This window comes from Proteus sp. FME41 (assembly GCF_014897315.1).
In the GTDB taxonomy this organism is placed as follows: domain Bacteria; phylum Pseudomonadota; class Gammaproteobacteria; order Enterobacterales; family Enterobacteriaceae; genus Proteus.
In genome coordinates this window covers 66,796-92,075 of record NZ_JABUYL010000009.1, presented here as the reverse complement: position 1 = coordinate 92,075, position 25,280 = coordinate 66,796, and the positions used below count along the sequence as shown (strand labels likewise).

General features: G+C 38.3%; 24 protein-coding genes. 17 read left to right on the top strand and 7 right to left on the bottom strand.

Annotation, left to right across the window (positions count from 1 at the left end):
* Positions 1-54: 54 nt before the first annotated feature.
* A complete protein-coding gene (locus INT04_RS10145) occupies positions 55-1,584 on the bottom strand; it encodes a methyl-accepting chemotaxis protein (RefSeq protein ID WP_193016024.1) in 1,530 nt (509 codons plus the stop codon).
* A gap of 1,119 nt (positions 1,585-2,703) precedes the next feature.
* Here INT04_RS10145 and INT04_RS10140 point away from each other — a divergent pair.
* From INT04_RS10140 to INT04_RS10115, 6 genes are all read left to right on the top strand, one after another.
* Positions 2,704-3,003, top strand: a complete 300-nt coding sequence (locus INT04_RS10140) for a helix-turn-helix domain-containing protein (protein ID WP_193016023.1) — start codon at positions 2,704-2,706, stop codon at positions 3,001-3,003.
* 319 nt (positions 3,004-3,322) lie between these two features.
* On the top strand, positions 3,323-3,886 hold the full coding sequence (locus INT04_RS10135) for a fimbrial protein (RefSeq protein WP_193016022.1): 564 nt from the start codon (positions 3,323-3,325) through the stop codon (positions 3,884-3,886).
* Positions 3,887-3,949: 63 nt separating this feature from the next.
* Positions 3,950-4,669, top strand: coding sequence for a molecular chaperone (locus INT04_RS10130; RefSeq protein ID WP_193016021.1), 720 nt, complete (start codon positions 3,950-3,952; stop codon positions 4,667-4,669).
* A gap of 37 nt (positions 4,670-4,706) precedes the next feature.
* Positions 4,707-7,346, top strand: a complete 2,640-nt coding sequence (locus INT04_RS10125; protein ID WP_193016020.1) for a fimbria/pilus outer membrane usher protein — start codon at positions 4,707-4,709, stop codon at positions 7,344-7,346.
* Positions 7,347-7,349: 3 nt separating this feature from the next.
* Positions 7,350-8,513, top strand: coding sequence for a fimbrial protein (locus INT04_RS10120; RefSeq protein ID WP_193016019.1), 1,164 nt, complete (start codon positions 7,350-7,352; stop codon positions 8,511-8,513).
* Positions 8,514-8,729: 216 nt separating this feature from the next.
* Positions 8,730-9,410, top strand: coding sequence for an HAD family hydrolase (locus INT04_RS10115; RefSeq protein ID WP_193016018.1), 681 nt, complete (start codon positions 8,730-8,732; stop codon positions 9,408-9,410).
* 61 nt (positions 9,411-9,471) lie between these two features.
* Here INT04_RS10115 and INT04_RS10110 read toward each other — a convergent pair whose 3' ends face one another.
* The 6 genes from INT04_RS10110 to INT04_RS10085 all read right to left on the bottom strand — a co-directional run bounded on the left by INT04_RS10110 (position 9,472) and on the right by INT04_RS10085 (position 14,083).
* Complete coding sequence (locus INT04_RS10110; RefSeq protein WP_193016017.1) at positions 9,472-10,047, bottom strand: TerD family protein; 576 nt, start codon at positions 10,045-10,047, stop codon at positions 9,472-9,474.
* Positions 10,048-10,125: 78 nt separating this feature from the next.
* Positions 10,126-10,704 carry a tellurium resistance membrane protein TerD gene (gene terD, locus INT04_RS10105; RefSeq protein WP_193016016.1) on the bottom strand — a complete coding sequence of 193 codons (579 nt, stop codon included), beginning with the start codon at positions 10,702-10,704 and terminating at the stop codon, positions 10,126-10,128.
* 53 nt (positions 10,705-10,757) lie between these two features.
* Positions 10,758-11,798 carry a TerC/Alx family metal homeostasis membrane protein gene (locus INT04_RS10100; protein ID WP_193016015.1) on the bottom strand — a complete coding sequence of 347 codons (1,041 nt, stop codon included), beginning with the start codon at positions 11,796-11,798 and terminating at the stop codon, positions 10,758-10,760.
* A gap of 34 nt (positions 11,799-11,832) precedes the next feature.
* Positions 11,833-12,288, bottom strand: a complete 456-nt coding sequence (locus tag INT04_RS10095; protein ID WP_069369672.1) for a tellurite resistance TerB family protein — start codon at positions 12,286-12,288, stop codon at positions 11,833-11,835.
* A 25-nt stretch (positions 12,289-12,313) separates the two neighbouring features.
* Positions 12,314-13,498 (bottom strand): TerD family protein, encoded by a 1,185-nt coding sequence (locus INT04_RS10090; protein ID WP_193016014.1) that lies wholly within the window; start codon positions 13,496-13,498, stop codon positions 12,314-12,316.
* Positions 13,499-14,083 carry a TerD family protein gene (locus INT04_RS10085; protein WP_193016013.1) on the bottom strand — a complete coding sequence of 195 codons (585 nt, stop codon included), beginning with the start codon at positions 14,081-14,083 and terminating at the stop codon, positions 13,499-13,501.
* A 324-nt stretch (positions 14,084-14,407) separates the two neighbouring features.
* On the opposite strand from INT04_RS10085, the gene INT04_RS10080 reads away from it, so the two are divergent.
* The 11 genes from INT04_RS10080 to INT04_RS10030 all read left to right on the top strand — a co-directional run bounded on the left by INT04_RS10080 (position 14,408) and on the right by INT04_RS10030 (position 25,267).
* Complete coding sequence (locus INT04_RS10080; protein ID WP_193016012.1) at positions 14,408-15,475, top strand: ATP-grasp domain-containing protein; 1,068 nt, start codon at positions 14,408-14,410, stop codon at positions 15,473-15,475.
* Positions 15,476-15,489: 14 nt separating this feature from the next.
* Positions 15,490-16,626 (top strand): phosphoribosyltransferase domain-containing protein, encoded by a 1,137-nt coding sequence (locus INT04_RS10075; RefSeq protein ID WP_193016011.1) that lies wholly within the window; start codon positions 15,490-15,492, stop codon positions 16,624-16,626.
* A complete protein-coding gene (locus INT04_RS10070) occupies positions 16,619-17,389 on the top strand; it encodes a hypothetical protein (protein WP_193016010.1) in 771 nt (256 codons plus the stop codon). The genes INT04_RS10075 and INT04_RS10070 overlap by 8 nt, the downstream gene beginning before the upstream one ends.
* A gap of 2 nt (positions 17,390-17,391) precedes the next feature.
* Positions 17,392-18,468: a cysteine protease StiP family protein gene (locus INT04_RS10065; RefSeq protein WP_193016009.1), complete on the top strand. Its 1,077-nt coding sequence runs from the start codon at positions 17,392-17,394 to the stop codon at positions 18,466-18,468.
* Positions 18,468-19,412 carry an HpcH/HpaI aldolase/citrate lyase family protein gene (locus INT04_RS10060; RefSeq protein WP_193016008.1) on the top strand — a complete coding sequence of 315 codons (945 nt, stop codon included), beginning with the start codon at positions 18,468-18,470 and terminating at the stop codon, positions 19,410-19,412. The genes INT04_RS10065 and INT04_RS10060 overlap by 1 nt, the downstream gene beginning before the upstream one ends.
* A gap of 282 nt (positions 19,413-19,694) precedes the next feature.
* Positions 19,695-20,174 carry a tellurium resistance protein TerW gene (locus tag INT04_RS10055; protein ID WP_193016007.1) on the top strand — a complete coding sequence of 160 codons (480 nt, stop codon included), beginning with the start codon at positions 19,695-19,697 and terminating at the stop codon, positions 20,172-20,174.
* Between the two features lie 511 nt (positions 20,175-20,685).
* Positions 20,686-21,324: a vWA domain-containing protein gene (locus INT04_RS10050; protein ID WP_193016006.1), complete on the top strand. Its 639-nt coding sequence runs from the start codon at positions 20,686-20,688 to the stop codon at positions 21,322-21,324.
* Positions 21,325-21,341: 17 nt separating this feature from the next.
* Complete coding sequence (locus INT04_RS10045) at positions 21,342-21,983, top strand: TerD family protein (RefSeq protein WP_193016005.1); 642 nt, start codon at positions 21,342-21,344, stop codon at positions 21,981-21,983.
* A complete protein-coding gene (locus INT04_RS10040) occupies positions 21,983-22,621 on the top strand; it encodes a vWA domain-containing protein (RefSeq protein WP_193016004.1) in 639 nt (212 codons plus the stop codon). Before INT04_RS10045 ends, INT04_RS10040 begins: the two co-directional genes overlap by 1 nt.
* A 106-nt stretch (positions 22,622-22,727) precedes the next feature.
* Positions 22,728-23,768: a TerY-C metal binding domain-containing protein gene (locus tag INT04_RS10035; protein WP_193016003.1), complete on the top strand. Its 1,041-nt coding sequence runs from the start codon at positions 22,728-22,730 to the stop codon at positions 23,766-23,768.
* Positions 23,768-25,267 carry a PP2C family serine/threonine-protein phosphatase gene (locus INT04_RS10030; protein WP_226894059.1) on the top strand — a complete coding sequence of 500 codons (1,500 nt, stop codon included), beginning with the start codon at positions 23,768-23,770 and terminating at the stop codon, positions 25,265-25,267. Before INT04_RS10035 ends, INT04_RS10030 begins: the two co-directional genes overlap by 1 nt.
* Positions 25,268-25,280 lie beyond the last annotated feature (13 nt).

Here is a 25,280-nt window from a genome sequence, read left to right as displayed (position 1 = left end):
TGCTATCGAAGTGAGCTTGTCTTTAATACAAGTGTTAACGTGTTATTTCAATAATCAATACGGCTCTTTGATTTGAAAAACTGACACTTTATCTGTTAAATTTTGTGCTTTTTCATCTAAGATCATGGTTGATGTTGCGCCTTGTTCAACTAAAGCCGCATTTTGCTGTACAACCGAATCCATCTGATTAATAGCTACCGCAATCTGCTCAATACCCACTTTTTGCTCTTCTGATGCAATACTAATTCCCTGCATAATATCGCTGACTTTAGTAATAGAAGAAACAATATCTTGCATATGCTCGCCAGTTTTATTGACTAACTCTCTGCCTCGTGCAACATCAGCAACAGACTCTCTGATAATTTGATTAATTTCACGAGCGGCATCTGCACTTCTTGCCGCCAAATTTCTCACTTCTGTTGCAACAACCGTAAATCCTCGCCCTTGTTCACCCGCACGAGCGGCTTCAACAGCTGCATTTAACGCCAGAATATTGGTTTGGCTTGCAATATTATTAACAACATCATTAATTTCAGAAACTTTTAACGTACCGACTTCAATTTTCTTCATTGAACTAATTGCATCGCTCATGATATTAGAGCCATCAATCGCTAAATCTCGTGTTTGTGCGGTAATCGAGTTAGCTAAAACTGCATTATCGGTATTATTGACCACTGCAATTTTTATCTCTTCCATACTGGCGGCAGTTTGTTGTAATGCACTCGCTTGCTCTTCAGTACGAGAAGAGAGATCTTGGTTGCCTGATGCAATTTCAGCAGAACCTTTTTTAATCTCAAGCGCTTCTTCTTTAACAAGTTGGATCGTAGATGTTAGTGAAGTTTGCATATTCCCAACATTAGAGAATAAGGTTCCAAATTCATCATTTCTTTTCTTTGGTAACGTAAAGCTTAAATCACCTTCACCCACTTTCCGCAAAATCGCAGATAGTGTATTCAGATTAAAGATAAACGTTTTATTTACCCAACGAATGACTATATAAAGAAGCGCAAGAATAATCCCAAGTGCAATAAGCGTGGTATAGAGTGACAACTGCACCATCCAAGCTTGCTGCGCTTTAATATTATCATTTACCCCTTTTGTGATAACAAGGTATTCATCAAAGAGAGAGGATAAGCGAGTAAAATCATCAGAAAGGTTTGTTTCTGTATAACTTAGCGTATCAATAGGTGCGATAAGCTCATCAAGGAGATAATAAAATAAGACTGAAAGTTGCTCTGAATTCCGTTGGGCATCAGGACTAATTTTCTTCACACCGACCCAATGTGTAATGGTCGCTTTTGATTTTTCCGCCAGCGCTTTTGCTTCAGCGACGACTGACTTAATCGTTTCTTCCTTGTTTTCTTCAGTCATGGTTTTTAACAACATCAGGTAGTTTACATGAGAACGAATAGTGGCTAATTCATACCTCGCTTCCTGAACGCTATTCAATCTCATATTTAAAGAATCCAATGAAGCAAAGTTTTCTTGCATTCTATAAATAAAAAATGACGACAATACTGATGATAATAAGAAAATAGCTAACAGTATGATTGAACCTACTTTAGCTGATCTTTCAATACTCATGAAATTATCCACCTCGGCAATTAAATGACACAAATGTACTCATATATCGGCACAAGATAGATTTTATTTACTAATTAATCAGAATTATCAATATAAATGATTCATCAGGTTCTCAATCAATGATTGAAAGTGGTTTTTTATTCTATTTTTTATATCTTATTCTAGATCATATACCGTAATGAAATAATATTTTAGTGTTATTAATTACTTATTAACTAACATATTTTCTTTGTTGAAACGTAATACAGGTAAAATAGGCATCTTTCGCACTCAATGCTAAAAGCACAATAAAAATTAAAAATTCTTAAGTATTTTTACAACGGACTTCATATGTTATGGATATAACACTACTAAGAAAACAAGAGTGAGAGTATAATTACGTAGGATATAATTAATAAAAAGTAATCTAATAAAGATAGTTTCTATTTAAAAAAAGAGTTTACCATCAAAAATAAATAATCTTTTTTAGATGGAAATTAAAAAATAATCATCATACCTTCTAATATTTTTAAACGCAGAAACATTCCTGCCAAAACGCAATAACTTTCCACCAAAACATTCATTTTCCAATGTAATTATTGCTTTAGATCAATTTGTAACTTTTATTTAATTTATCAAAAATTTATATTTGGTGCCTATTTTAAAAAAACAGATAACCTATTTTCATCATACACCGCAAAATCCAAACTTATTCAGAGGATTCTTACATCTCCCCCTCCAACCAAATACTCAAAATAAGTGTAATTTACGATTTATTGCCGTTACTATCTCTCCTGCACTATTCATCTTATAAAGATACAAAATGAAACATAAAATAACATATCACTTATCAAACAACATTTACCACCCAATTAAAACTCATATTACGAGTATCACGATTAGTTTGAATTTTCATTAAATTGCTTAACGTATTGATATGTCTATCACTTACTAAAACTTAAGTATAACCTTACAATAATTACTCTCTTGATAGGTATTAACTATCACCAAGTGATATCGCATAGGGCAAACCGTTTTTACGCAATAATTTATGTGTAATATAGTTATTCAAACCGAAATGACTAATTTTAATATGTGATAACTTCTATTATTAGACCTCATGTTATTGGAATTAATTTTATGAACGATCTAGACACTAAAGTAGGCCTTTTTTTTAAAAAGGTAAGAAAAGAGAAGAAATTATCAGGTCGTGAACTGGCAAAAATAATCTCTGTTAGCCAGCAACAAATATCCCGTTATGAAAATGGGAAAAATAGTATGTCACTTAGCTTGATAAATAAGTTACTTATTATTTTTGATAAATCATGGGATGATTTAAATCGTGAAGTAATCAGTACCTATAATGAAAAGGTGCCAAATACGCAGCCAAAAAAAAGAGGCCATGAATTTAGTACTAATACTATTAGCCAGCTAAATTAAACAATGAAATTTTAACATAACTATCAAGTATTCCTACAACTAATTAACCATGAAAATAAAATATTTAATTATGTTTTATTTTCATGAGCTATTAGCTTTATGAAGGTAGGGGTGTTAACAACTGACAATCTATACTTTGTAATAATAGATAATTATTAGGAAAATAAAAAACACCAATAATGTGTTTTTATTCGCCACGGACGGCTTTTATTTATTTTTACTCGAATAGTGCGTCATAAAATAAATTAATAAATATTAAGAATTATATTTATAAATTTATTAAAACGTAGTTATCTAATATAAAACAAAGGACTTTAGAATGAAAAAATCTATTATTGGTGCATCTTTAGCGATGGCATTTGGTCTAATGGCTGGTAATGCATTTGCTGCTGATAATACTGGTACAATTACTTTTAATGGTGAATTAACAGATACAACTTGTAAAGTTGACATCGAAGGTCAAGGCCCAGATGCAATTATTACTTTACCAACAGTGAGTACTAACGTTTTACAAAATGCAGGTGAAGTTACAGGTCGTACTTCATTCAATATGAACCTGTCTGATTGTAAAGTAGGTGTTGCTGGTCATTCTACTGTTTCTGCATTCTTTGAAACTGGTATGACTGTAGACCAAGCATCTGGTCGCCTGAAAAACATGGACGTAGCAGCAACTGGTGCTAAACAAGTTCAATTACAACTGTTAGATGGTGCTAACTTTAACGCAATTAAAGTAGGTAATACTTCTCAAGTAAACGATACAACTTACTATCAAATCACTGATGAAAAAGCCACTCTGCCATACGCTGTAGAATACTACGCAATTGGTAAAACTGAGGCGGGTAAAGTCACAAGTAGCGTTGTTTATACTCTTCAGTATAAATAATTGAAATTAGCAGGGGGGAGCCCTCCTCCCTGTTTGCTTTTTATTAATGGAATAAAGATAAAGATGATAATCCCTAAGTTAATTAAAAGCTTTTTTATAAGTTTATTATTAATTGCTTCAGCATGGGTTAATGCCGGTGTTGTAATTAGTGGCACTCGTGTTATTTATAATGAAAATGAAAAAGAAGTTACCGTTAAAATATCAAATGAAGGTAATGTTCCTGTCTTAATTCAAAATTGGATTGATACTGGGAATGTAGATGCTGCGCCTGAAACTATTCAAGTGCCTTTTGTTTTAAGCCCGCCCGTATTTAGAGTTGAGCCAACAAAAGCACAAACATTAAGAATTAACTACACAGGTAGTGTTCAATTACCGAAAGACAGAGAATCTGTTTATTGGTTAAACGTATTAGAAATACCGCCTAATGCAAGCTCTGAAATAGATAATAAATTACAAATTGCTTATCGCTCTAGAATAAAACTATTTTATCGCCCTTTTTCATTACGTGATAAAGCTGATGTCATAAAAGGTGCTGAAAATCTCAAATTTTCAATTTCTAACAGTAAGTTAAAAGTAATAAATAACTCACCTTATTATGTGTCTCTCGTCTCAATTACATTATCAAATAATGATAAAAAATCGATTGACGGGGAATTAGTGCCCCCTTTTGGCAGCTATGATTTTTCAATTCCAAATGGAGTCAGTGCATCTTCTGGAAGCAAAATTGTTTACCGATATGTAAATGATTGGGGTGCAATGAAAATGGTTGAAACCACACTTTAGTTCTCTAGGTGTTTTCTAAAAATACGGGAATATTAAAATGAGCAGTTATATTTTAAAAACTATTATAATATCTGCGGGTGTTACTTTTTTAGTAGCCCCTTATACTTATGCAGAAAATATAACAGTAACCGATAATAAATGGCTGTCTAACGGTAATAGCTCATTATCTACAAATACAAGCTCTTTATTACCTAATACAAGTAGTGTGCCGTCAAATGGAAACAACGCACCTTCTAATGGTAATGGTTCAACATCATTTAACCCTATTTTTATGAACACCACTCAAGGTGGTGACATTGATATCAGCCGTTTTGATAAAGCGGATGCCATATTACCAGGGACTTGGAATGTCGAAATCTATGTTAATAACCACTTTGTTGCATTAGAGCCTATCACTTTTAAGGAAATGGCAAATCGTGAAGTCGAAGCCTGTTTAACCAAAGACATCATTGGTTTAGTCGGTCTCAAGGATGAGAAAACACCGCCATTATTAAAAAGTGCCCTTGAACTTTATGAGTGTGTCGAATTTTCAAAATTCGTTCCATCCAGTGACATTAAATATGATCACTCCATACAGCGTTTAAACATCAATGTGCCACAAGCCTTAGTGGGCTACAAACCAAGAGGTTATGTTAGTCCATCATTATGGGAACGAGGTATAAATGCCATTTTAGTTAGCTATAATGCCAACTATTTTATGTCCCGCAACAATGGTACTGAATATAAATCTGCTTTTTCGGGTATCACAGGTACTGTTAACCTAGGAACATGGAGTTATCACCATACTGGTAATTATTCATGGAATGAACAAACAGGCCATGATTACACCTCAACGTATAATTACCTAGAACGTATTATCACCACTATTCAAGGTGTCGTGCAAATTGGTGATGTACTGACCACTGGTCAACTTTTTGATTCTCAACCATTAAGGGGTATTCAACTCTTTAGTGATGATAAAATGTTGCCTGACTCACAGCGCGGTTTCGCACCAACCATTCGTGGTGTAGCGAGAACGAATGCACGGGTAATCATTCGACAAGACGGACGTGTGATCCATGAAGCCGTTGTCCCACCGGGTGCCTTCGAAATTGATGACCTCTACCCTTCTGGTTATGGGGGGAACTTAGATGTCACCATTCAAGAAGCTGATGGCTCTGAGCAAAATTTTAAAGTCTATTATGCTTCATTAGTGCAGTTATTACGCCCAGGTCAACATAATTATACTGTTGCAGCAGGTCATTTAAATTCAAACACCGTGGATTATGATCCCACATTATATCAAGCAACTTATCGCCGAGGACTGACGAACCTTTTAACGGGTTATGCGGGTGCTCAGGGCACAGGGGCTGATTATTACGCAATTCAAGTTGGTTTAGCATTAAGTACACCTTTAGGTGCATTCTCTGCCGACGTTACTCAAGCTCGTGTGCATTTAAATACAACTGAATCTAATGTGAATAGCGGACAAAGCTATCAGATCAGTTACAGCAAATATATTCAAGATACCAACAGTAACCTGACCATTGCAGCCTATAAATTTAACTCTGAACATTTTTATGACTATATGTCAGCGGTTCAAGCTATTAACGAAGAGCGCCATGGCAGAAATATCAATAACATTTGGCGTCCAAAAAGTCGATTTAACGTCACCATAGACCAAGGTTTACCAGAAGGTTGGGGTAACTTTTATATCAGTGGTTTCACGCAAAACTATTGGAATAATGACACCACCGATTTGCAATACCAAATGGGCTATAACAACCGTTGGAAGCGTTTATCTTATGGTATTAACGTAGGTCAAGCCCGTAATGTTGATGGTAAGAAAGAAACAACAGCTGAAATAAACTTCAACTTACCGCTGTACGACTTAAGTGTTGATCATATGCCAACCTTAACAGCGGCATTAACTCGTGATGGTCAAGGTTATGTGGGTGAACGTGTTGGTATTTCAGGATCTGCAGGTGAAGATAACCGTTACAACTATGGTGTAACTGCAATGAATACTAATAATGGTGGCGGTTCAAGTATGACCATTAATGGTAACGCAAGAACTAATTATACCAACTTAGCGGCTAACTATGGTGTGGGTAAACATTATCAAAATGCCTCCGTTGGTGCGAGTGGTTCATTGATTGGTTGGTCTGGTGGGGTTGTTGCGACGCCTTATCAAGGCAATACCTTTGCGATTGTTGAAGCCGATGGTGCTAAAGGTGCAAAAGTTAGTGGTTATTCTGGTATTGAAATTGATGGCTTTGGTCATGCAGCAGTCCCTTATTTAACACCATATCAAATGAATGACATTACGATTAACCCAAGAGGCATGTCGACTAACGTCGAGTTACAAAATACTCAAGGGCGTGTTGCACCATTTGAAGGGGCTATTGCGAAAATAAAATTTGAAACGAATGCAGGTATTCCATTACTGATCACCATTCAGCGTAATAACGGCGCAATTCCATTTGGTAGTGTTGCTTATGATGAACAGAACAATGAAGTGGGTAGTATAGGTCAGGGAGGACTTCTCTACGCTCGTGTTAATGGTAACTCAGGTAAATTAACCGTTAAGTGGGGACCAGGTGAAATACAGCAATGTACGATTAATTATAATGTGCCAGCACAAGATAAAGATAACCAAAGTAGTTTTGTTCAACTTACCAGTGTCTGTGGAGAATAAAGTATGAAGCCTATTATTAAAAACTCATTAGCCTTAATGCTTCTACTTTTCCCTGTTGCGGAAGTAATGGCACAACAAACAGTCAAATGTAATGTTATTGGTCCTCCAGTGAATCATACCATGTCCATTGGTGGCGTAATTCATGTTGGTGCTGATATGCCAGTAGGTTCTGTTGTTTACCAAGGTAAAATTGATATTACTAGTTATACATACAACTATGAATGTAGATTTAATGTGCCTTCGGCAGGATTAGGATACTATTACTTTTTAGAAAGGCAGGAGATAAAACTATTAAGTATGGCAGGAACACCCGCTGTTGGCGCAGGTATTCCTCCTAATGTCTATAAAACCAATAACCCAGGTCTTGGTATTATATTTTATACAAATAGAGATAGAAATAATTCACTAATGCCTAATATTCCTAAACTCTCTTGGGAAGGAAATCGTGAACTTATTGAAAATGAAAGAGAATCTATAACATATTGGGCACACCCAGTATTAAATTATTCTTTAATTAAATTAGGTCCTATTCAGCCGGGTACGTTTAATTTAAGCAATATTGCAAGAATGCAACTTGATGTAAATTACCCCGAAAAAAATAAGGTTCTAACCGAAGGATTTCCTTTTGTAGCCGCATATATGAATATTACGGGTTCGGTTAGTGTTACTGCTTCAAGCTGTAAAACACAAGACTACACAGTGGAATTAGGCAAACATGAAACATCTACCTTACCTACAAAAGGTAGTTCAACCAAATGGATAAATTCTGATATTAATTTATACAATTGTCCTGCATTTCGAGGTTACTATTCTGGTGGTAAAGGAGATGTATATACCACTGAAAAAGGACAAACATTCCCAGATCGTGATCCTAATGAACTAAGAGTGACCATTAAGCCTGTAAACCCACCAATTATTGAGTACCCAGGCACTTTTGAAGTAAATGATGTACCTGGTGCAGCAAAAGGTGTCGGCATACAACTTGCCTTTGGTAATGTAGGCGAAGATTTTGTTAAATTTAATACACCAACTACCTTTGCACAACCCATTACTGAAAAAGCAGGAACGGTCAGTGTTCCACTGCGTGCACGTTATATTCGTGTTGATGACCGCTTATCTGCTGGTTCCGCCAATGGGGCAGCAACCTTTATGATTGAATACTATTAATCCCTTATTCTGTTTGCCAACAGCATAAAATCACACCTCTTAGTCTAAATCACTAAGAGGTGTTTTTTTATGGTTCATCATTCTAATTTTCATTATTAATAATAAAAATCATTATTTATCAATAAATAAGACCACCTCTATCTCATTTTTAGAACAATGATATAATAAGTAAAATATATTTCTCAAACTCTGATGATTTACGGAGCCTTACCCTGTATGCAACCCCAATTTGAAAACGCGAAAAACACCGTAAAAACGTTATCAGTGTTTGATTTTGATGGCACGTTAACCTATCACGACAGTTTTATTCCTTTTCTAAAATTCGCCTTTGGCAAACGTAAATTCTCACGCCGTTTAATTAAAATGGTATTACCAACATTGCGTTGCTTTAGACGCAAACTCACGCGTGATGAACTAAAAGAAGTGCTTATCAAAACCTTTCTAACCAATATTGATGAACAATGGTTAAAGGAAAAAGCAGAAGAATTTTGCAAACTTTACTGGGCTAAATTGATGCGCCCTACTGGCTTATTAGCGGTAGCAGAAGAAGTGAATAGCAACGCTGAAGTCACCATCTGTTCAGCCTCTCCCGCAATGGTACTACAACCTTTTGCAGATAGATTAGGGATTAAATTGATAGGCACCACACTTGAAGTTGTTGATGGCAAATTAACAGGCAAAATTATTGGCAATAACTGCCGTTGTGGTGAAAAAATTAAACGTTTAGAAGGAATTTACGGGGATTTAACGCAATATCACATGAAAGCATGGGGAGATTCTCGGGGTGACCATGAATTGCTACTGGCCTCTCAAACTCCTCATTGGCGTCATTTTCATTCGGGTAGCCGTAAAACTAAAAACTCGCCCATTAAAGTGACAGTAAAAAAAGAGTCTTAATCGCCCATTAATTTCTTCGTGATAAAAATAGCCCCCGCATAAGCGAGGGCTAAATAAAGCGTTAGATATTTACGCCGTGCTGTGCTGCTAATGCACCTAAACCACCCGCAAAACCTTGACCAACGGCTTTGAATTTCCACTCTGCGCCATGGCGATATAACTCACCAAACACCATTGCGGTTTCTGTAGAGGCATCTTCAGAAAGATCAAAGCGAGCAATTTCAGTATTATTGTCGTTATTATAAACGCGCATAAAACTGTTGCTTACCATACCAAAGTTTTGTTTACGGTTTTCAGCATCATAAATAGTGACTGCGAACACCAGTTTTTTCACATCAGCAGGGATTTTTGATAAGCTGATTTTCACTTGCTCATCGTCGCCATCGCCTTCCCCAGTGCGGTTATCTCCTTGGTGTTCAACGCTTCCGCATTGACTCACTTTATTATTAAAGAAGATAAAACTGGCGTCTGAAAGTACTTTTCCATCTTCACCAACCATGAACACTGACGCATCTAAATCGAACTCTGCGCCATCCGTCACGCGGGCATCCCATCCTAGACCAACCATAGCAACCGACATTGTTGGTGCTTCTTTAGTCAGAGAAACATTACCACCTTTAACAAGGGAAACTGCCATATCAAAGCTCCTACTTTATTGAATAAACTGGCAATTACATTTGATAACTGCCAGCGGTAAGTATCTTATAACCTGCTATCAAGAGGCGTTAATGCCATATTGAGCACAGACAGAACCTAAGCCACCTGCATAACCCTGACCTACTGCACGGAATTTCCACTCTGCACCATGGCGATATAATTCACCAAACAACATTGCAGTTTCCGTTGATGCATCTTCGGTTAAGTCATAACGAGCAACTTCGATTTGATTGTCATCATTAACTAAACGAATAAATGCGCCTGATACTTGGCCAAAGCTTTGACGACGTGCTTGCGCATCATGGATGGTCACGACGAAAATAATTTTATCCACATCCGTTGGGATGGCATCTAATTTAATTTTCAGCGCTTCATCATCACCATCGCCTTCACCAGTGCGGTTGTCACCCGTGTGAACAACTGAACCGTCAGCAGATCTTAAGTTGTTATAAAAAATGAAATCGGCATCGCTACGCACTTTTCCATTTGCAGCTAACAGAAATACAGATGCATCTAAGTCAAAATCTTGACCATCTGTAGAGCGGGCATCCCAACCTAGTCCGACAAGGACGTTTTTCATCGTTGGGGCTGCTTTGCTCAGAGAGACATTACCACCTTTAGAAAGAGAAACGCTCATTTTATAACCTCTTTAATTTAGTTTTTGATATTCTTATTTTTCAAGAATATGTATTAATTTGTCTTATCTTGATCATCTTTTTTCTCTGGGAATACAAAGCTTGCAATAACACCCAGAGCAAGAACACCCAGCACCACTAATAAGCTGGCTGTCGCGGAGATGCTGTATCCATGTTGCCAGATATGATCTGTTGCATTTAAACCCAATTTTGCAGCAATAAAGAACAGCAACACAATAACCGCTTTTTCAAGGTAAACGAGATACTGTTTTAACGCTTCTAACACAAAGTAAAGCGTACGTAAGCCTAAGATTGCGAACATCATTGCACTATAGACAATAAGGGGTTCACGGCTTACAGCGATAATAGCGGGAACCGAGTCGAAAGCAAACATCACATCTGAAAGCTCTACCACTGCCACACAGAGCATCAGTGGTGTCGCATATAACGCGGCTTTTGTACCACGACCAATCGTGACATCTTTGTTTTCAGGTTTCGCTAATTCAACATCCACTTCTTTTTGTGTTAATAAAAACGCGTGTCCTGTGATTTTTGGCCATATAGGGAAAAATCGTTTTACTAAGCGATAAGCAAGATGCTGTGAATAGTCTTCAATTTCTTCACTATCATCACCGCTTTTCAGCATCATAACTGCCGTCCAAGCAACGATTAAGGCAAATACTATCTCAACATATGGTCCTAAACTTAACAGTCCTGTACCGATGGCAACAAAGATCCCACGGAAAACGATAGCACCAATAATACCCCAATAAAGAACGCGGTGACGGAAGCGGTCAGGTACGGCAAACCAAGAGAAAATCGCCATCATGACAAACAAGTTATCAATAGAAAGCACTTTCTCTAATGCATAACCTGTTACGAATAAGCTCGCAACTTCTGCACCATGATGAATATAAAGGAATCCTGCGAATGCCATTGCAATAGCAACCCAGAATATAGACCAAAATATGGCATTCTTTAACGTTATCGGCTTATCTGCACGATGCATAAATAAGTCGATAAAAATAGCGCCAATCGCAAGTACTACAAAGACAATGACAGTTTCTGTCGGAAAACCAATATGTGTGGATACCATAATAATTCCTGAACGGTTCCCTATAATAAATTAATTACAAACCAAATTCTGCGGGCTCAAAGCCTAATGCAATGGCAATAGCACGCACCGCTTCTTTTTCATCATTGTCAAAATCACCATCGCTTTTCGCAACAGCAATACCGACACGAATAGCTAATTGTGCAGCTTCTGGCTGATCTTTCATTGCCAGAATATACTTCATGGTTTCGCCTTTACCGACTTCAGTATCGAACTCGAAACTCAGGATTAGCTTATTAAAGAATTCGATAACTTCAGAAGTATCAAATACTTTAAGTTCATCTGATGCTTTTAAAAAACCGAGCATCTTCTGTTTTTCTTCAGAACTCACACCGTCACTGGCAATGGCGATACGCGCACAAACTGCAACAGTACCTTGCATAAATTTTTTATTTTTAAAGCGCCCCACTTGCTTGGCTAACTCAGAACGGCCTGTATTAAAACCTTCTTTTAATTTGTTAAAAAAACTCATGTTATTTTTCCTTATATCAATTTGATCACTTAGAGCCCGCTGTCCAGCGAAATCCCCACCCGTACGCATTATCCATATCACGGTGGCCTTTAAAAAACTCATTGAGACGTTCAACTTTGATTGATCCGTTCTCATTAACTAGTCGGGCAATTGCACACATGCCTCGACCATTATTACCATCAGTTAAGCGTGTTTCGATAGGGGGTTGATCTGGCACATGAATAGTAACCACACCATCAGTCTTGCTCCAATTCGGTACACCTTCATAAATAAACGCGAAAATCAGCACTTGCTTAATATTTTTCCATTCACGCCCATTCACAAAGATCCATTCACCACCAGCAACATCGCCGGTGCGGTCATCGCCTTGCAATTCAACATAAGGAATACGATTAAAATCGCCAAATCCGTTTCCTAATGCTTGAATAACAGACTTATGCCCTTGTTGAAGTTCAACGAATGCACCGATATCTAAGTCGATACCTTTATTGCCACCAAACAATCCACCTAATAACCCAGACCCCCCGCTTTTGCTTTCACGATGCCAATCAAGGTTGATTCGAATTTTACCAAAGTCATCTTTCTTCGTGAGGCTGATTGCTGGTTTCTCTTTGGTTAAAGAAACCTTGCTTAAATTTACTGAATTTGGCGTTGGTGTAGGGGCTGGGGCTGGCGCTGGTTTTGGAGTCGAAACAGGTGCGGGTGTTGGTTGAGGATCCGCGATATCAACACCAAAATGTTCAGCGAGCGGTTTTAAGCCTCCGTTAAACCCTTGAGCAATAAAACGGAACTTCCAACTCCCATTACGACGATACAATTCACCCAAGATTAATGCCGCTTCAGTACGTCCATTAATATCCACATTGCCGTTTGCCAGCACTTCACTATTAGCATCAACTTGAATCGACAATCGTTGTAAATTTGCAATTGTTTGCTGACCATCGCAAGTTGCTGTAAACGCAATTTTTTCGACATCTGGACGTAAACGGGTTAAATCTACAGTAAATGAAGTGCTGTTACCTGCCGTGGCATAAATAACAGTACGATCATCGCTTGCAGTTTGCCCATAAAACACCATATCAGCATCGCCATTAACTTTACCTGAGGCATAAAGTCTAAAAGCAGACACATCAACAGGCGCACCTGATTGAATTCTAACGATTAATGTTTGATTAGGAACAGGTAAGTTCCCACCTGGGGTCATATTCATTTATCTCACCACTGTCGCAACAATATCAGGCATCATGTCGTTGATGACTCGACCTTTACAAGGCGCACCAAACGCGGTGAAATCCCATTGGCCCTGATTACGTTGTAAAGACGCAATCACGACACCCGTATGAGAGCCTTGCTCAGCTAAGGTATAACGCACCAGTTCTTTATTTGTTGTTTTATCAACAACACGACAAAATGCGTTTTCAACTTCATTAAATGTTTGTCCACGGAAACTGTTTACGGTGAACACTAAATATTCAACATTTGTTGGTAAACGGTTCAATTCAACGAAAATAGTTTCATCATCGCCATCGCCGTCCCCCGTTAAGTTATCACCCGAGTGAATTACTGACTGACAACTTGATTTTAATTTGCGAAACCAAATGGTATCGATTTGATTGCCACTTGCGTCAAGTAAAACGCAACTTGCATCTAAATCAATAGAACCACCACCACCAAAAAGACCACCTAACAATCCTTTTTTCTTAATCGGATCCCAGCCCAAACCAAACATTAAATGACTCAGTGTAGGTGCTTGTTTACTGAGAGAAACTGTTTGATTCTTGCTTAATGAAACCATAATTAAATTCCTTCAGAGGTAGAGTGAAACAATCACGCCATTTGTGACTAAATTAACATTATGAAAATCATCATATCATGATGAAGTAGTTCGGCAAGACTATTTTTTTAACCCTAATTTAAAGTTTTGTCAATTCATTGATATTAATAATATTTTTATTGTAATAAAATATTTAAAACACACATAAATCATAATAATAACGTTATTGGTTAGTCTAATTTAGGCCTAAGTTAAATAAATCATATTATGATTGACACCGTTCTTCTAAATCTTCATGATTATAAGACTTGATCCCTACACTTTTATTTCATGGTATACAGCGTAATGAACAATTCGATTTGGTTTATGGAAGGCTTATCATCACAACGTGATATTATTCAAAGTGTTAAACACTTTGCAAAACAACAACGACAAAATATCTTTGTGCTGGCTTCTCATCGTCATACTCGAAATGAGATTTTATCACTTGCAGATGGGGCTTTTTATGAACCAACTAAAGAGACATTACGCTTGGCATTTATGGCTGATGTCATAAAAAAACATCACGTCAACGTCATTCATACAGGGCGTAATAGCCTGTGGTTTGAATCACACCGAAATGAAATTGAACAATTAGGGGTTAAATTAACCACGGGTGCAACACAATGTGAACAGCTTCAATTAGCTGACAATAAAGTTGCTTTTGCACAAGCCATGGAACATCTCGGTCTTCCTGCTGTGCCTTCTATTTACATTGACTCAATCAATGAATTAGAAAAACACTTAAAAAACCCACCTTTTGGTGAATTACCTTTATGTATCAAGCCTGTGAAAGGTATTTATGGTATGGGTTTTTGGCGCTTTGATAGCCAAGCCTCTCCCATGGCACTGTTTAATCACCCAGAAAATCGCCAAGTTAATCCACAACAATATGTTGATGCATTAAAAGCGGTTGAGCACTTTGAACCATTAGTACTCATGCCTTATTTACCTGGCCCTGAATACTCTGTTGATATGGTAGTTGAGAAAGGCAATGTCATAGCCGCTGTTGCGCGTCGTAAAGAGGGAGCAATCCAACATTTGGAAATTTCAGGTGAAGCCTATGAATTAGGCAAAGCGTGTGCAAAAGCGATGAAAGCAGATGGCCTTGTTAATGTGCAAACACGCAACAATCATCAAGGTCGCCCCTTATTACTTGAAATTAATATGCGCCCTTCTGGCGGTATAGGTTATACCCAACATTGTGGTATTAACCTTGCAGGTATTTTTGCTTTACGCCAATTGGGATTGATGAATATGGAAGAAGCTCAAGCCCAAAATGACCATTTTACACCAACAACAATACGCTCAATCACCGATTCTATTGTTTTCGATTCAACGTTAACAAACTTAATAAGTACGGATAATAATTAATAATGAAGAACAGTATGAGTGACTCTTTAGTTTATCGTCGCCGTCTTAGCGGTGGTACATTAAGCGTGACGCCTAATTGCCCTATTGAGTTACTTGATGAATTATTTGATATTGCAGAAAGACGCAACCCTAAGCGTGCGTTTTTATTTGTCAGTAAAGTATTAGGTCGCCATATCCCTGTTTCACCCAAAAAAATGCGTGAAATCTATCAAAAACTTGCTGAACAATTTCCGACTTCACTTGAAGGCCCAATCCTGTTTATTGGTATGGCAGAAACCGCAGTGGGTTTAGGTGCTGGCGTTTTTGATGAAGTAAGAAAGCGCTATCAACAAGCCATTTATTTAACCTCAACACGTCATCCTGTTAATAATGGCGACCTATTGTGTGAATTTAAAGAAAACCACAGCCACGCGACTGATCACTTACTCTATTTGCCTAAAACAGCAGAACAGCGCCAGTGGGTACAACAAGCAAAAACAGTTGTATTGATTGATGATGAGGCAACAACGGGCAATACGTTTATCAATCTACTTTCTGCATTACGAGAAGAAGGTGGATTAACACAGATTGAACATGTCATTGCTGTCACATTAACGGATTGGAGCGGAGACGCTATCGCAGCGCGCGCTCCATTACCGATTAAAACCATCTCTTTAGTTCAAGGGAAGTGGCAATGGGATGCCGATCCAAACGCGCCTTTACCTGTTATGCCTAATGTTAATATCACTGCATCAGGACAAATTGCGATCACAGGTAAACAGAGCTGGGGTCGATTAGGGATGACAACGCCTGCAAGTGATCTAGGTTTATCCATCAATGCTTCTTTGGGTGAAAAGATCCTTGTTTTAGGATCGGGAGAATTTGTCTGGGAACCCTTTTTGTTAGCGGAACGTCTTGAAAAAAAAGGGGCTATGGTAAAATACAGCTCGACAACCCGCTCACCTATTTCAACTAACTTTGCCATTCAATCAGCGATTACATTTACTGATAATTATGGTTTAGGTATTCCTAACTTCGTCTATAACGTGGCTCATCAACAATTTGATCGTATTTTGCTTTGTTGTGAAACACCTGCAGACAGTATTGATCACCAACTGATTGAAGCACTGAATAAAGTTGCCCCTATCGTTGAGGTAATTAGCTATGACTAAGCCGGTGATTTTAACGGATCTTGACGATACCTTATTTCAAACTCGTCGCAAAATGGTGGATGAATTAGCACTTGAGCCCTATCAAACGGGTGCGCTGGATAGAAGCCTAGAACCACGCAGTTTTATGACTCAAGAACAAGCTATGCTTGTCGATTGGATGTTAGAACATGCTGATTTAATCCCTGTCACTGCGCGCGGAACGGAAGAAATTAGCCGAGTCACTATTGCATTTCATTCTTGGGCTATCACCACACACGGTGCGGTGATATTAACCCCTGAAGGTACAGCAGATGCACAATGGCAACACCATATCACTCAAAGCTTAGCGCCCTATACACAGCGTTTGTTGACGCTGCAACAATCAATTACGCAATTAATGGCAGAACAACATATTGATGGTTGGGCACGTATTAACTATGAATACGGTGATTTACCTATTTATTTAGTGATGAAACATAACGACAGTACGCGATTAGACGAGCTATACGCCATAGGTGACGAGATAGAAAAAACATTCTCAACCGACGGTTTTTATATTCATCGCAACAGTAACAATATTGCGTGGTTACCTGAGCCAATTGAAAAAGGCAAAGCTGTCACCTATTTGCTCAATAAATTAAAGGCTGAGCGAGGTGTTTTCCCTGTGATTGGACTTGGCGACAGCCTGAGTGATCATCGCTTTATGAAATTATGCAGTTGGTATGGGCTTCCCCGACAAAGCCAATTTGCTGATGCGATTAACACAAAAATTTTTGGAGAATAAACATGATGGATCATAAGCCATTTTCAGGCTCGTATGCATCAGAGGATGTCGATTTTCTACTTCAACCCGTCAATATTGAAATGACACCGGTTGAGTTAAAAGAAGCGCTAATACAATCTGGCAAACGCCACTATTCAGATATGCTAAGTCAAGAGCCAGAGCCTACAACATGGCACCTTGATCTCTTTGAAAAAGCACTTGAAATGGGTGCAACACGTTTAGCAACTGAAGTCATCATGCTGGCACAATCCCTTATTGCACGTTTCGGTGATACCCCCATTATTCTGACAAGCCTGGTTCGTGCAGGGGTTCCTTTAGGCGTCATGTTGCAACAAACATTGCGTAAAATGGGAAAAATATCCTACCACTACGGCATTAGTATTATTCGAGACAGAGGCATCGATAACGAAGCACTTTCATGGATAGAGCAACGCCACGGTACAGAAGGGATTGTTTTTGTTGATGGGTGGACAGGAAAAGGCGCTATTACGGGTGAACTTATTCGTTCATTATCAGGGCGAAAAGGCTATCCAGTTCAACCTCGTCTTGTCGTGCTTGCTGATCCTTGTGGCTGTGCATGGTTAAGCGCCAGTGATGAAGATTGGCTTATCCCATTTGGGATCATGGGTGCGCCTGTTTCAGGATTAATTTCACGTTCAATTTGGACCGAAAAAGGCTTTCATGGTTTTGTTGATTGCCAGCATTTAAAACAGTATGAATGCAGTCGTTACCTTGTTGATACTGTAGGAAAAGTGGTTGATCAATTAATCGACAACAATATTCCTCAGGCTACATTTAAAGAACAACAATCAGACTTAAAAAAGCTGAGCGAAAACGTCGTTAGTTCACTTGCAAACAAATATGATATTTCAAATATCAATCGTATAAAACCCGGTATTGCCGAAGCCACACGCGCTGTTTTACGCCGTGTGCCCGACCATGTTCTTGTGAGAGAGATAACCGATCCTGATGTCGCATTACTGGTTTATCTTGCACAGGAAAAAAATATTGCTGTTATTGAAGCAGGGCAAGCGCTTGGTCAATATCGTGCAGTGACTATCATTAAAAAGGTGAAATAATGATTGAACGATTATCCCCGTGGAATTTAGGGGCAACGCTATATATGCCTGCGACACGGACAGATATTGCAACAACGATCATCGACCAGAAAATTGAAGGATTGCGCTCTTTAATTATCTGCTTAGAAGATGCAGTTAGTGATGCCGATATTCCTGTTGCATTAGAAAACTTGGCTACGTTATTAAATACCTTGGCAGAGCATAAAAAGAACAGTGATTGCCTCCATTGGCCACTGCTGTTTATTCGCCCTCGTCACACTAAAATGGGTCAATGGATCACTGAAAATCTTGATGTCAGTGCTATTGATGGGTTTGTGTTACCCAAATTCACACAAGCTTCTTTGCCTGTTTGGTGGAATATCATTGAAAACACGCATTTATGTATGATGCCAACACTTGAAACAGAAGAAGTGTTTGATGTTATTCAAATGACAGCGCTTGCAAACCACTTACTGACTCACCCTTGCCATAACAGAATTATCGCATTACGTATTGGCGGTAATGATTTAATGAATGTTATTTCTCTTAGACGTAATCGCCACTTAACACTTTATGATGGCCCAATGGGTTATGTCATAAAAATGCTGGTTGCTGTATTTGGTGCACGTCAGTTTGCCCTCACCGCCCCGGTTTGTGAGCATATTGATGATCACCACATTATGGATAAAGAGCTTGCACTTGATATTGCTAATGGCCTTGTGGGTAAAACAGCGATACATCCAAAACAAATTCATAAGATTGAACAAGCACTTAGGGTATCACAATCCGATCACTCAGATGCCTTGCGTATTTTAAATTCGACACAAGCGGTCTTTAAATCACAAGGGGCAATGTGTGAGCCTGCAACGCATCGTCGTTGGGCATTGAGTATTTTAACCCGAGCTAAAATTTATGGCATTATTCCTAACCAACAAAATAATGCTCAACGTTTTAATGCAACATAAAATACGCTATAACGAGCTGTGCACTCTATAAGGTAAAATAATTATTTTATCTTGATTTGGATTTATAAGTTTCTCGTTGAAGCATGTTATCTTTAACGAGAACTTATAAGAATAAAATGATTTTTTATTTAAAAAAGTGTTTTTTTTTATTTTAACTCTTAATTTATACTACATTTAATAGAAAGCTTATTTTATTTATCCTTGTAAACACAGAACAAGAATAATAGAAATTTAATGCCGACTATTTTAACACACGAATAACAGAATAAGTGGTAACTAAGCATGCAATTAAGCACTCGTCAGGTCAGAGTCTTTACACTGGCAACCCTTTTAAGTTCAGGAAAAAAGGTTCCAACCATTAAGATTATTTCTGCTCTTGAATGCTCAGAGCCAACGTTAACTCGCGTTTTAAAAGAGATAAGAGATTCTTATGACGCTGAAATAAAGTACAGTAAAGCCTCTCGCGCTTATCAGATGACTGAGCGAGGTCAGCTAGATAATAAAGCGTTACGTCGTATGAAAGAAGCCTTATCAGCCAGTGAAGATCTTCGCCATAATGGAATGGCAAGCCGAGTTTACCTTGATAAAGATAAGAAAAAATCAGTTTCACTTTCATTAAAAATGTCTGCATTACGCAAAATTGATAGATTATCTTATTTAAATAATTCTACTCGTAGCGAGGCGGTTGAATTATTAGTTGATCACTATATTGAAAACTTAATTCAATCAACTCTAGCTGAACTATCTGAAAAAGAAAAATAATAAACCACTATAGATAAATAATAAAAATAACTTGGTGCTTAGGCATCAAGTTATTTTAAAGATAAACAAAAAAACAAAAATATATAAAAAACCATAATTATTAAACACTATTAATATAATGTAATTTATTAAAAAAAGAGAAATATACATCTTATTAAATAAGATAAATGAAAACGTAACACATTGAATTTATTTATTTTTAACAACAAGAACCACAAGCACAAAAACTGTACTTATACCTAATCTTTATATGCCTCTCCTTTTACACTCTTCATATTATGATTCATTAATAATAAATTATCGGCTTAGCCTTCAAAATAAGGGTAAAAATAGCTTAATCCCTCTTTTATTTTACTTTTCATGCTATCTTCTTTCAGATTAATAATATCGGACAATCATCACTGCGTTTTTTTCCTAATTTAATTAAACTAAGCGTAATCTCAATTGAACACAATGATGAGTCGGTTAGTCTATTAATCACTTATTCCTATCTCACTAACAGGATAAATGCATGAGAAGATTGCCAGTTTACCTTTTACTCGATACCTCAGGTTCTATGTATGGTGAACCTATTGCCGCAGTAAAAAATGGCGTTGAAATGCTCTTATCAACATTACGCCAAGATCCTTACGCGTTAGAAACTGCCTATATTTCTATCATCACCTTTAATTCAACTGCACAACAAATTGTTCCACTTACGGATTTAATTAATTTTAATGTACCTGATTTAGTCGCAAGTGGGACAACTGCATTAGGTTCAGCGCTTACTTTAGTTTCTAGTCGTATTGAAAAAGAAGTACAAAAAACTACGGCTGAAACAAAAGGCGATTGGCGCCCATTGGTTTTTGTGATGACAGATGGCGCCCCAACAGACGATTGGAAAAAAGGCGTTGAGAAATTTAAAGCGGCACGCACGGGCGTTGTTATTGCGTGTGCAGCAGGGCAATCCGCACAAACGGATGTGCTCAAAAATATTACTGAAATTGTATTGCGACTAGATACGGCGGACTCTAATACGATAAAGTCATTTTTTAAGTGGGTTTCAGCCAGTATTTCTGTTGGTAGTCAAAAGGTCGATTTAACCAAGAAAGATATTAGTGATCTTGATGACTTACCACCTCCCCCTCCTGAGGTTAACGTTGTACTTTAAATAAAAAAGGAATAAACATGTCAGTTAGTTTAAAAAAAGGACAAGGTGTTAGTTTAAAGAAAAATGAATATGACCTTTCATCTGTCACGATTGGCTTAGGTTGGGATATCAACGAAGAAAAACGTGGATTCCTTGGCGGGCTTTTTGGTAAAAAAAACGAAGAATATGATTTAGACGTTATCGCTTTCTTATGTGGTGAAAACGGCAAAGTACACGATTTGGGTCAAATCGAAGGGGGACAACCTTCCCTTGTTAATGGCGACATTATTTTCTTTAATAGCCTAAAACATAAATCAGGCCAAATTTGGTTAACGGGAGATAACCGTACAGGTGCAGGGGACGGTGATGATGAGCAAATCATCGTGAAATTAAACACACTCGATCCTAAATTTACCAAAATTGTCTTTATTGTTCAGATTTACAATGGTCGAGAGCTACAGCAACACTTTGGTAAAGTACAAAATGCCTTTATTCGTGCGGTTGATGCCAAAAATATAGAAATGGCGCGTTTTGATTTATCGGGAGGCGAAGCCTTCAATAATCAACGCTCTATGTTGTTTGCTGAATTAGTCAGAGAAGAGAATGGCTGGAAACTTAATGCTATTGGTGAACCTTCAAGTTCAGATACTTTTGTCTCTTACTTAAAGGACTTTACCTAATGAGAAGATTGCCTGTTTACCTGCTTATTGACACATCAGGATCAATGAGAGGTGAATCTATTCATGCAGTTAACGTTGGGATCCAAACAATGCTTAATGCATTGAGACAAGATCCCTATGCGTTAGAAAGCGTACATATCTCTATTATCACTTATGATAACGAAGCGCGTGAATTTATCCCACTCACTGCATTAGAAGATTTTCAATTCACGGATATCACGGTGCCTAGCTCTGGGGGCACATTTACAGGTGCAGCACTGGAATGCTTAATCAAATGTGTTGATCGCGATATTAAACGCTCTGATGGTGACCAAAAAGGGGACTGGCGACCACTGGTCTTTTTAATGACAGACGGTACGCCTTCTGATGCTTACGCGTATGGCGAAGCCATTAAAGAAGTAAAAAAACGTTCATTCGGTTCGATTATTGCCTGTGCAGTTGGCCCAAAAGCCAAGCATGATCATCTTAAAGAACTTACCTCTCAAGTGGTTGCTTTAGAAACATTAGATTCCAATGCCTTCTCAGGCTTTTTCAAATGGGTTTCTGCCAGTGTCGCGTCGGGCAGTTCGAGTGCGGGAGTGAATACCGATAAAGACACCCTTCCGCCGCCACCGCCTGAAATTCAGTTGGTACTGTGATCCCTAAAAGCAAAGCGCTAAAACAGGCTTTGCTTTTATTTTATTTGGGCTTTGATTTATCCATCACAACGATATAACAGCCACTATAAAGCAATAAGGTATAACAATGAGAAGGTTACCTATTTTCTTTGTTTTAGATTGCTCAGAATCGATGATAGGTGAAAACCTAAAAAAGATGAATGACGGTCTAACGACTATTATTAGCGATCTCCGACGAGATCCCCATGCTCTTGAAACGGCGTGTGTTTCTGTTATCGCCTTTGCCGGTGTTACAAAAACTATCGTGCCATTAACGGAAGTTGTCTCTTTCTACCCTCCTCAACTTCCTCTTGGTGGAGGCACCTCATTAGGCGGTGCACTACGAGAACTCGCTTATCAAATCGATACCCAAGTCAGAAAAACCACCCTTGAGCAAAAAGGGGATTGGAAACCCGTTGTTTATCTTCTGACTGACGGCAGACCAACGGATGATTATGCGCAAGAAGTTAAACGCTGGAAAGAACACTATGCCAATAAAGTCAACTTAATTGCGATTGGTTTAGGCTTAAGCGCTGACTTACATGTACTGTCACAATTAACAGAAAATGTGCTGTTATTTACCGAAACACAAGAAGGCGATTTTACCCGTTTTATTAAATGGATAACGATGTCTGTGGTTTCTCATAGTCGCAGTGTCGGTGAAGAGTCTCCTCCGCTGTTAAGCAAAACAGAACACATTGTTCGTCTTGCCAAAGACGATGTTGCTCGTGCTTATGATGAATCTTGTGTCACTTTTGTTGGCCGTTGTAGCCAGACACGCTCACCATATTTAATGAAATATGAACGCCCACCAATGAAAGCCTCTGGATTGGATTTTAATCTTAACCTCAACGGCTTTAACTTAACGGGCTGCTACACCTTAAATGAAGATTACTTTGTATGGAGTGATCTCAGCGCTACCGCCTATCAAGTTAACACCAGTGAACTTCATGGCACACCGGGTTGCCCTTATTGTGGCAATGCCACTGCTTTTGCGGTTTGCCAATGTGGCAAACTACTTTGTGTTAATGGCCCTGAAACCGTGATTTGCCCTTGGTGTGATAACAATATTACCTTTGGCGATAACAGCAACCAATCTGACTTTGATGTCACACGAGGTAAAGGCTAATGGATAAAAAAGCCCTACTCACAAAACTGATTATTGATGACACGCTGACACAACATCGTATTCCTGTACATGAAGAGCTAGTTATTGCGCTGTATGAAGATGCGGACATTGCTCAACACATTGATTTAATTATTGATAAAATCAAGGCTAAAACGGCAGAAAAAATAACACCACAAAATACAGCACAACCTATTCTTCTGTTATTACCACCCGCTCGCGATTTAGCCTCTGAAGAAACATCATTACCACAAGAGAGCCCATTAAAACCGGGACAAATTCCAACACACTCATCACCAATGACAACAGAAAAACCCACTATTCGCCGCCCTACAGCTAAAATTACGCTTTTAAATGCCAAAGTAGGTACTGAATTTAACTCTGCGATTAATATTGAATTAGATACGCAAGATATCGTAGAAATTGAATCTGTTAATTTCCCTGAAAGCCTTGGTATCACATTTGATGTTGAAAACCGTTGCTTAACCGGTATGCCAACAAAAAGCGGTAATTTTACACTGCGAATAGACTGGTCGGTAAATTCAACTCGTTACCATAATGAAGTGTTATTCATCATCAATCCCGATCCTCGCAGCTTATGGCAAATTAACGAACCTCCCGCAGATAGCCCTTATCCTAAAGCGCATATTGATAGCAAACTTATTCTTGAAGACGGTATTCGTATTGCAGGAGCAAGTCGTCGAGGCCGTTCTCATGAACATGCAGGCACATTTCGTGATGACGATTTTTATATTCATCACAATAGCCAAAGCCAATGGAATATTTTAATTGTCGCTGACGGTGCAGGTAGTGCGCGTTATTCTCGGGAAGGTTCACGCATTGTCACCAATGTCGTGAGTGAATATCTTGAAGAACAACTGAACATTGAGAAAAATCCAGCATTAGCGCCTTATCTCAACACGATCCACCAATGGGATGATGAAAACGAGAAAAGACAAGTCGGTAACTTTTTTTCTAAGCTATTTCACAATGCGTCACAGCTTGCGATTAATCATTTAAAAAATGAAGCCATCCGTATTAATGAACCCGTAAAATCGTTTTCAACAACACTGCTGGCAACCGTAACTTTACGTATTAATGACGAGCTATTTGCCGCGGCATTTTGGATGGGTGATGGGGCAATTGCCGCTTATGGGCCAGCCGGAAAAGTCCGTGTATTAGGTGTACCCGACAGCGGTGAATACGCAGGACAGACTCGTTTTCTTGATGATAGTGCCATTAATGATAATGCCTTTAATCTGCGTATTATGATTGGTAAGTGGCGCGAGATTTCACACCTGATTTTAATGACCGACGGCGTGTCTGATCCGAAGTTTGAAACAGATAACGGCTTACAAGATCCCGATAAATGGGCAGCGCTTATTGATGAAATATCGCCTTGTTTAGCCTCGCCGGAAACGGCTGATAAAGCACTGGCTGAATGGTTAAATTTCTTTTCAGCAGGTAATCACGATGACCGCACTTTGGTTGTGGCTTGGTAATCGTTTAAAAAAG